Source organism: Alloalcanivorax mobilis (genome assembly GCF_002864685.1).
Lineage (GTDB): Bacteria > Pseudomonadota > Gammaproteobacteria > Pseudomonadales > Alcanivoracaceae > Alloalcanivorax > Alloalcanivorax mobilis.
Genome location: NZ_NMQZ01000050.1, coordinates 1 through 2,406, shown reverse-complemented (window position 1 = coordinate 2,406; position 2,406 = coordinate 1). Strand labels below are relative to the sequence as shown.

The following is a 2,406-nucleotide window of genomic DNA, read 5'->3' as shown; positions in this document are numbered from 1 at the left end:
GCGGAGGGAGTGCGGTTTGGTCATTCCAAATAAGCGACCGACAACGACGCTGGAGGCCAAAAGGGCGCCAGCCCTTCGGGTTGTGGCTAAAAACCCACCCCTCCACGTTACTCGTCGTTCATTTGGCGCCACCAAACTTCTCTCCTCGTGCCTTGATGGGTGGGTTTTTAGCCACAACAGGCGTAATGCAAGTAGTGTGAACAGGCCCTATCAGCCCACTGAGCGTTTTCAACCGGTTATGGGCGTGTTATGCGCCGGTTATGCACAATTCTATCCACAGGCTGGTGCTCGCAGGCGGGTTTCGGTGAAGAGGTGCACCACGGTGGCGCGCTTGATCGGGGGATGGCCCAGGGGCGGAAAGTTTTCAGAGCTTTGCACTCCGATGACGCCTTTTCACTATTGACAGCCCGGTCGGGCTTCGAAACTGTGCACAGTGGGATTGGCCCTGGGAAAGAAAGTAACAGGGTAGAAACAACTTTGTTTACCCGTGTGTGAAGATTGGTTAAGTGGTTGAAATTAAAGACAATTATTATAATGGTCAAAAAAACGTCAAATTGCTGGGAGGGGCTTGGCTGTGCCGCTGGCCCGATTTTTCCGCACTTTTTCAACAGGGTTATCCACAGAATTTGTGGACAACCCTGGAGAACGGTTCCGGCGTGCTTTCCTTACCCCTTTTTCGCGCCGCCTCGTTGTTCAAAATCACGGCACTTTGCCACTACCGGGAAAGAGGCTGGCCCTGGATCAGTCTTCCAGGGCTTATCCCCAAGGTTATCCACAGATTTTGTGTATAACCGCGAGCCAGCGCCGATTTACTGGCCGTAGCGAGTGACATCCACCTTCGAATACGCCTCTTCCCAGTAGAGTTCCTCCAACGCCTCGCTGCTGTCCACGTCCTTGACCAGGCCGATCCATTTTTCCAGCAACGGCCGGAACGTCTGAATGCGCTGGCTGGCGTCTTCAATGCCGTATTTCTTCTGGTAGTTGGCGGCGATTGTCTTCATGTCGTTTTCGATAAACCGTCGGGCCTTACCGACCAGATCGGCATCCGCCTGATGAATACGAATACCACGGTCGGCGGCCATTTTCAGGTTGCTCTGGTCCTGCTGCGCATACAGCCAACTGGTGTCCGCGTTGGCGGCGGCGGCGGCGCGCAAATGGGCGCGCCGCTGTGCCTCGGTCAATGAGCGCCACACATCCAGATTGATGTTGGCGCCGGCCAAACCGCCGTAGATGCCCAGCGGTATGCCCCGGGTGATATCGGTGACCACTTCCTTGAGGTTAAAGCTGGTCAGTTCCGGTGCCGCCTGCATGGTGCAGTCCACGGCGCCCTGGCCAAGCCCTTCGTAGACTTCATTGACCGACATGGACACGCCAGTGGCGCCCAGCGCGTCGGCCGCGCGCGCCCACTGGGCGCCGCCGGTGCGGGTGCGCTTGCCGGCCAGTTGTTTGAGCGTGGCCACCGGCGTGTTGCACAGCAGGTAATAAGGCGAAGCCGCCGCGCCACCACCGTAAAGCTGATTCTGCTGCTGCCATTCGGCCTGACATTTCGGGCAATGCAGGAACACGTACTCGGACATCGCCCCGGCGTAGGCCAGCGATGCGGTGCCGGCGGGCGCGTCGAGCAGGTCGGTGAGCATGGAAAGCTCGGCGATCAGATTGGTGTAAGGGAATTCCGATGGGAAATACGGATAGATGACGCTGCCCACATCGGTGATGCCATTGTTCAGCCCTCCGGGCATCTCCGCGAAGTTGAGCAAGGACATCAAATAGACCTTGGCGGACAGCTCACCGTCGGAAGCCTCTTTCAGCGTGTTGGCGTAAACCTCGGCGCTGCTGCCGCCAATCGAGTTCGGGGTGGCGCCGGTGGCATAGCGCAGCTCGCGCGCCTGGGCCGGGCCGGCCAGGGCTGCGGTGGCGATCAGCACGGCGGACACCGCCATCAGCGGCAACCACCGAGGGCGCGACGCGCGGGGCAGGGTAGCGGTGGGGAAGATCGGGGACATGGCTCTCTCCTTGTTGTTGGAATGAGTTATTGGAATGAGTTATTGGAATGGTTTTGAGCGGTCTAACCAGGATGATGATCGTGGTCCTGCCCGACAGTGTGCTCACCGGTTAAGCGCGATGGCCTCGTCCGAAGCGACGATTGTTGATGTTTTTTTGTACAGGGGGAGGGGGCGGGCAGGGAATAGGGAAGAGTGTTCAGTTTTCAGTTTTCAGTGTTCAGTGGGGCGCGGGCACGGCCTCCGCCCCACCCCGGCCTTGCCCGTGTTGCAGCTTGTAGCTTGCAGCCTGAAGCTTGCCGCCCAGCGACGGTTTTGATCTTTTGCGTCAGACGCCCGACGTCCGACGTCCGACGCAAAATGCCAACGTACCGATCAGAACCGGTACTGACCGCCGTCGATGCCG

Annotated in this window: 2 protein-coding genes; one reads left to right on the top strand and one right to left on the bottom strand. The window is 58.8% G+C overall.

Translation table 11 applies throughout. The features are described 5' to 3' along the window. The first annotated feature begins 506 nt into the window (after positions 1–506). Positions 507–791: a hypothetical protein gene (locus CGS25_RS19090; protein WP_157933870.1), complete on the top strand. Its 285-nt coding sequence runs from the start codon at positions 507–509 to the stop codon at positions 789–791. Positions 792–809: 18 nt separating this feature from the next. Here CGS25_RS19090 and CGS25_RS17370 read toward each other — a convergent pair whose 3' ends face one another. Continuing rightward, positions 810–2,003: a C4-dicarboxylate TRAP transporter substrate-binding protein gene (locus CGS25_RS17370; RefSeq protein WP_232802473.1), complete on the bottom strand. Its 1,194-nt coding sequence runs from the start codon at positions 2,001–2,003 to the stop codon at positions 810–812. Positions 2,004–2,406: the final 403 nt, after the last annotated feature.

Bases quoted from the DNA above. Each gene is read 5' to 3' on its own strand.
- CGS25_RS17370 (WP_232802473.1), bottom strand. From the start codon at position 2,003: ATGTCCCCGATCTTCCCCACCGCTACCCTGCCCCGCGCGTCGCGCCCT.